General features: G+C 75.6%; 5 protein-coding genes. 2 read left to right on the top strand and 3 right to left on the bottom strand.

The window, feature by feature from the left end; translation table 11 throughout:
* Positions 1-108: 108 nt before the first annotated feature.
* A complete protein-coding gene (locus tag ACWGE1_RS39350; RefSeq protein WP_453425275.1) occupies positions 109-837 on the bottom strand; it encodes an RDD family protein in 729 nt (242 codons plus the stop codon).
* Positions 838-924: 87 nt separating this feature from the next.
* Entirely contained in the window at positions 925-2,457 is a 1,533-nt protein-coding gene (locus ACWGE1_RS39345) for an RDD family protein (protein ID WP_453425274.1), read from the bottom strand.
* Between the two features lie 257 nt (positions 2,458-2,714).
* Here ACWGE1_RS39345 and ACWGE1_RS39340 point away from each other — a divergent pair, with 257 nt between their 5' ends.
* On the top strand, positions 2,715-3,194 hold the full coding sequence (locus ACWGE1_RS39340; RefSeq protein ID WP_453425273.1) for an SsgA family sporulation/cell division regulator: 480 nt from the start codon (positions 2,715-2,717) through the stop codon (positions 3,192-3,194).
* Positions 3,195-3,250: 56 nt separating this feature from the next.
* On the opposite strand, the gene ACWGE1_RS39335 is transcribed toward ACWGE1_RS39340, so the two are convergent.
* Positions 3,251-4,633 carry an FAD-binding oxidoreductase gene (locus tag ACWGE1_RS39335; protein WP_453425272.1) on the bottom strand — a complete coding sequence of 461 codons (1,383 nt, stop codon included), beginning with the start codon at positions 4,631-4,633 and terminating at the stop codon, positions 3,251-3,253.
* Between the two features lie 96 nt (positions 4,634-4,729).
* Between ACWGE1_RS39335 and ACWGE1_RS39330 the strand changes: the two genes are divergently transcribed.
* Complete coding sequence (locus ACWGE1_RS39330; protein ID WP_453425271.1) at positions 4,730-6,253, top strand: tetratricopeptide repeat protein; 1,524 nt, start codon at positions 4,730-4,732, stop codon at positions 6,251-6,253.
* The last annotated feature ends 92 nt before the right edge of the window (positions 6,254-6,345 follow it).

Below are 6,345 nucleotides of genomic sequence, written 5' to 3'. Positions count from 1 at the left end.
CGCGTGCACCACTGACCTTTCACGCCCGGCGCGTTCACGCCCGACGCGGCGCGGGCGGCCTCCCCGGAGGGACGGCCGCCCGCGTCGCGGTGCGTGCTGCGACAGGCGCTATGTGGTGGCCTGGACCACGACCGTCTTGGCGACCTTGTCGTGCAGGCCCTGCTTGTACGGCTTGTCGACCAGGATCGAGACGACCAGCGCGATCGGCCACAGGCAGGCGCAGCAGATCAGCGTCGGCAGCCAGAGCACGGCGGCGCGGGTCAGGGAGGCGTTGGAGTTCGGCACGCTCCCGTCGTTGAGCATCGCGACGCGCAGGCCGAGGAGCTTCTTGCCGACGGTCTGGCCGCTCTTCCTGGTGAACCACCAGTCGTAGCCGACGTACCCGACGATCGCGATCAGGGTCATCACCAGGCCGCTGCCGCTGTAGGACCTGGTGAAGACCTCGCTGACGTCCTCGCCGCGGCCGGTGTCGTACCGGTAGCGGCTCGTGCCGAAGGCCAGCTGGATGAGGGCCAGCGGGATGGCGACGATGATGACGTCGACGATGCGCGCGAGGAGCCGCTTGCCGAAGTCGGCGAGCGGGGGCATCCCGGCGAGCGGATCGGGCATGCCGTAGCCGCCGCTGCCGCCGTACGGGTCCCCGCCGCCGTACGGGGGCGGCGGGGGCGGGTATCCCCCACCGCCGCCCGGGCCTCCGGGCGGGGGCGGGGGACCACCGCTTCCGGGAGGCGGCGGGCCGTACGGCGAACCGCCCGACGGAGGCGTCGGTTCCTGGGGCTTCTTGAGGAACGGGTCGTCCTCGGGCGGCTGGCCCGGCGGCGGCTGGTCGGTACTCATGGCCCGAGTCGAACCCGCCGTCGGCACCCTCGCAACGGGACGGCGTCCATTCGGGGCAGGGACGGGACCGGGTCCGCCCGGCCCCGCTCAGCGGGCCACGTACGTCCGGGCCGCCTTGTCGTGCCAGGCCTGGCGGCGCGGGCGGTCCACGAGGCACCAGAGGCTGCCGGGCAGACCGAGGAAGGCGTACACGAGCCAGCGGCGCAGGGCCGCCCCGAAGGTGGGCGGGCGCAGGGTGGCGGTGGCCAGGACCCGGACGCCCAGCAGCTTCTTGCCCGGGGTACGGCCCCAGCGGGCGGTGGGCAGCACCTCGTAGAGGATCCCGAAGAGGAGGACCGCGCCGAGGACCAGACCCAGCCGGCCGGCGATGACCCCGTCGAGGAGCCAGACGGTGGTGGTGCGGCCGCTCGCCCGGGCGGCGTCCACCTTGGCCTCGACATGGGCGGTGGCCCCGGGCAGGAGGGGCTGCGCCACGGCCGCCGCGACGGCGGCGAGGACGACGGAGTCCAGGGCGCGGGCCACGGCACGGCGCATCAGCCCGGCGGGGCGCACGGCCCGTTCCGCCATCCGCTCGAACACCTCCCGGGGCGTACGGGCCCCCGCGGGGCGGGAGGCCGGTCCGCCCGGGCGGACCCGGTCCTCCTCGGGGCCGCGCGGCTCCGCGGTCCGGGGGCGGGGCTCCGCCGGGGCGGCCGCCTCGGCGGGTCGCGCCGCGATCCTCGGGCGCACTCCGGCGGGGCGCGGCGCCCACACCTCGGGCCGGTCGGCGGCGGGGGCCGGCGCAGGTGCGGGGGCCGGTGCGGGGGCGGGGGCGGGGGTCGGCGCGGGGGCGGGGGCGGGGACCGGCGCGGGGGCGGGTGCGGCGGCCACTGCCTCGGGCCAGGAGGAGGTGAGTCCCGCCCCGGCTCCGGGAGCGTCGGGCCACTCGGCCGCACGGGGCTGGGCGGCCGGGGACCGCACCGAGAGGATCCCCGCGGAGGGCTGCGGCTCGGGAGCGCGCGCGGGTGTCGCCGCGGGCGCCGCCTCGGCAGCCGCCGCAGCCGCCGCAGCCGGCGTACGGGCCAGGGAGATGCCCGCCTGCCGCGGGGAGTCGTGCCCCGCCCCCGGTTCCGCGACGGCTTCCGGTTCGGGCTGCCGAGCGCGTTCGGGCTCCGGCGCGCTGCCCCACGACACCCGGTGGTCGCGGGGCCCGCCGAAGCCGGCCTGGTGCACGGGGTCGGCCTGCCACACCACGGGCTCGGCGACCGGCTCCGCGACGGGGACGGGAGCCGGGGCGGGGGCGTGCGCGGGGGCGTGCGCCTGAACGGGAGCCGGGGCGGGAGCCGGAACGGGAGCCGGGGCGGAGACAGGAGCGGGCTCCGGCAGCGCCTCGGTCATGGAGGTCCCGTCCAGGAACACCGGCCCGGTCTCGTCCGCGCGCACGGCGTGCCCGCCGCGGACGGCGGGTGCCGCGACGGGGGCGGGCGCCGCCCGGACGGCGGGTGCCGGCTCCGGGGCAGGGCGACTCGTGCCCGGAACCCAGGCCGCGCCGTTCCAGTAGCGGATGTACCCCGGGATGGACGGATCCGGGTAGTAGCCCTCGCGGGCCGCGTGCTCGCCGTCACCAGGGGAGGCCGTCATGTCCCCAACTCCGATCGTGGCTTGAGGCTTGTGCAAGGGAGGACCATAGCCAAGAACCCCACCCGTACAGGGCCGGTAACGGGAGAATCCAAGCAAACGAGCGAACGTCACCCTCTACGACGGTTTTCGGTCAGCCGACAGAAATTGGCCAATCTCCGGTTCGCCGCCGGAAGTCGCGTCATACCCGGGCAGGTCCACGCTCTCTGCGGGTGCGGGGCCCCGTCCGGCCCCGCACACCGAACCGAAGTGAGGCCGTCATGCACCACCCCGTCATCGAGCGCGAGCTGGAATTGAAGCTGGTCCTGTCCCCCGAGCGCAGCATCCCCGTCCCCGCGCGGCTCCTCTACCTCACGCACGACCCGTACGCCGTCCACATCACCTTCCACACCGGCTCGAACACCCCCGTCAACTGGACGTTCGCCCGCGAGCTCCTCGTCGAGGGCGTCTTCCGCCCGTGCGGCCACGGTGACGTCCGGATCTGGCCCACGAAGGTCGACAACAAGGCCGTGCTCTGCATGGCGCTCACCTCCCCCGACGGCGACGCCCTCCTGGAGGCCCCCGCGGGCTCGGTGTCGGCCTGGCTGGAGCGCACCCTGCGGGTCGTTCCGCCCGGCACCGAGGCCGAGCGGCTCGGCCTGGACGCCGCGCTGGCCGAGCTGCTCACCCCGACCCCGGCCGACGACCTGTGGCTGCGCGACCCGTGGCCGTCGGACGAGTCGGCGGACGGGGACCTCTGATGCCGGGCGACCTCACGCCCCGCCGCCCCAGCCGCCTCCCCCGCCCCCGCCGCCGCTCAGAAGAGCTTGCCGGGGTTGAGCAGCCCCAGCGGGTCGAAGGCGTGCTTGACGGCCCGCTGCATCTCCAGCCCGACCGGGCCGAGTTCGCGGGCGAGCCACTCCTTCTTCAGCACGCCGACCCCGTGCTCGCCGGTGATGGTCCCGCCCAGGGAGAGCCCGAGCGCCATGATCTCGCCGAAGGACTCGCGGGCCCGCCGCGTCTCGTCCTCGTCCGCGGGGTCGAAGCAGACGATCGGGTGGGTGTTGCCGTCCCCGGCGTGCGCGCAGACCCCGATGAGCAGGTCGTGCGTACGGGCGATGGCGGCCGTCCCGTCCAGCATCTCGCCGAGCCGCGAGCGCGGTACGCAGACGTCGTCGATCATCGTCGCGGGCCGCAGCGCCTCCAGCGCGGGGAAGGACATCCGCCGCGCCTGGAGCAGCAGTTCGGACTCCGCCTGGTCCTCGGCGGGCACGACGGCGGTGGCCCCGGCGGCCAGGCACAGCTCCCCCACGGCCGCGAGGTCCGCGGGGGCGTGCGGGGTGTCGAAGGCGGCCAGCAGCAGGGCCTCCGTGGCCTCCGGCAGCCCCATCTTCCCGAGCGCGTTGACGGCCCGGACGGTCGTACGGTCCATCAGCTCCAGCAGCGAGGGGGTCAGGCCCGCCTCCATGACGGCGCAGACGGCGTCGCAGGCGGCCGCGACGGACGGGAACTCGGCGGCCAGCGCGAGCTGCCGGGGCGGGGCGGGCCGCAGGGCGAGGACGGCCTGGACGACGACGCCGAGGCTGCCCTCGGAGCCCACGAAGAGCCGCGTGAGGTCGTAGCCGGCCACGCCCTTGGCGGTGCGCCGGCCCGTGCGCAGCAGCCGCCCGTCGGCCAGGACCACGTCGAGGCCGAGCACGTACTCGGCGGTGACCCCGTACTTGACGCAGCACAGGCCGCCCGAGGCGGTGCCGATGTTGCCGCCGATGGTGCACTGCTCCCAGCTGGAGGGGTCGGGCGGGTAGTACAGGCCCTGTTCGGCGACGGCCCGTGAGAGCACGGCGTTCACCACGCCCGGCTCGACCACGGCGATCCGGTCGACGGCGCTGATCTCCAGGATCCGGTCCATCTTGACGAGCGAGAGCACGATGCAGCCGTCGGAGGCGTTGGCGGCGCCCGACAGGCCCGTCCGGGCACCCTGCGGGACCACGGGGATCCGTAGGGCGGTGGCCGTGCGCAGGACGTGCTGGACCTGCTCGACGGTCCGGGGCAGGACGACGGCTGCCGGGGTGCCGGCGGCGCAGAAGCTGGCCATGTCGGTGGCGTAGGAGGTGGTCACCTGGGGATCGGTGAGCAGGGCCTCGGCGGGGAGCCCTTCCAGCAGGCTTGCCCGCAGACGTGCGAAGAGATCGTCATCCATGGGACCAGCGTGGCAGTCGGGGCCATCGGTGTGAACACGCCCGCGCCCCTCTTCGGACACCTCGGCGAGCTCTTCATATTGACGCACAGTGACCCCATGGACCGTATCGACGAGGAATCGCAGACGCCGGCGCCGCCCGTGACCTTCACCGGCCGCAAGACGCTCGTGGCGGCCGCGGTCGCCGTGGTCCTGATCGCCGGGGCCCTGCTGATCCGGCCCGCCAGGACCGGTGACGACGCCCGCCCGCCGGAACCGGGCGAGCGTGCCGCGTCGGCGGTGGGGATGGGCTCGCCCGTGGCGGCGGTGGACCTGACGGCGCTGGTGGCGGACCGGGAGCAGTGGCTCGCGGCGCATCCGGACGACGAGGCGTCGTGGGCCGTCCTCGGCTCCGCCTACCTGGAACAGGCGCGGCGGACGGCCGATTCGGGCTGGTTCCCGAGGGCGGAGAAGGCCCTGAAACGGTCGCTGGAGCTCCGCCCGGCGGAGAAGGGCAACTTCGACGCGATGACGGGCATGGGCGCGCTGGCCAACGCCCGGCGGGACTTCGGGACCGCCCGCAAGTGGGGCGAGCTCGTACGGGCGCAGGCGCCCAAGCGGTGGACGGCGTACCCGGTGCTGGTGGACGCGTACTCCGGGCTGGGCGACTACAAGGGCGCGCAGCAGGCGATGGAGCTGCTGCTGGAGATGCGGCCGGGCCTGGCCGCGTACGTCCGGGCCTCGCAGGTCTACCGGGACCGCGGCTGGCGCGAGGACGCGGTGGTGGCCATGGAGCACGCGGCGGGCGCGGCGAAGACCCCGGCGGAGAAGGCGTACGCGCTGTTCCGGCTCGGGGAGCTGTCCTGGGAGCGGGGCGACGCCTCGGAGGCGCTGCGGCAGTACGAGGGCGCGCTGCGGACGGATCCGGCGCAGTCGCAGGCGCTGGGCGGCCGGGCCCGCGCGCTGGCCGCGCTGGGGCGCAGCGGGGAGGCGGTGCGGGACTACCGGATGGCGCTGGGCCGGACCCCGGTGCCGCAGCTCGCGCGGGAACTGGGCGAGCTGCTGGAGTCGCTGGGGCGGGGGCAGGAGGCGCGCGCCCAGTACGACGCGCTGGCGACGATGGCCGCCCGGGACAGTCGCAACGGGATCGACGCCGACGTGGTCCTCGGCCTGTACGAGGCGGACCACGGCAGTGCGGCGGCGGCGGTGCGGCGCCTGTCGCAGGAGTGGTCGAGCCACAAGAGCGTGCAGGTCGCGGACGCGCTGGGGTGGGCGCTGCACCAGGCCGGCGAGGACGCGGCGGCGCTGGAGTACGCGAAGAAGGCCACGGAGCCGGGGCTGCGCAGCGCCGACTTCGCCTTCCACCGGGCGATGATCGAACACGGCCTCGGCGACGAGGCGGCGGCCCGCCGCCACCTCCAGGAGGCCATGCGGACGAACCCGCACTTCTCTCCGTTGCGCGGGCCGCTGGCCAAGGAGGCCCTGGCGGCGATCGCCGCGCCGCCGCCGGGCGGCCCGGAGAACATCCGGCCGACCGCTCCGTGGGTGGAACCGGAACTCCCGAAGGCGGCGAAGCCGACGCCGACACCGACGCCGTCATCGTCGCCATCGGCGAAGCCGGAACCGTCCCCGTCGGGGCGCTGACGTCGCGGAAGGTCCGGCCCCGCCGGCGTCCGAGGCGCTGGGGCGCGGGGCGGAGCCCCCGGGAGCACGACGGCGCCGCACCCGGGAACGGG

The organism is Streptomyces sp. NPDC054932 (assembly GCF_053610205.1).
The sequence above is the reverse complement of the archived record's forward strand: the minus strand, read 5'-3'. Positions and strand labels throughout refer to the sequence as shown.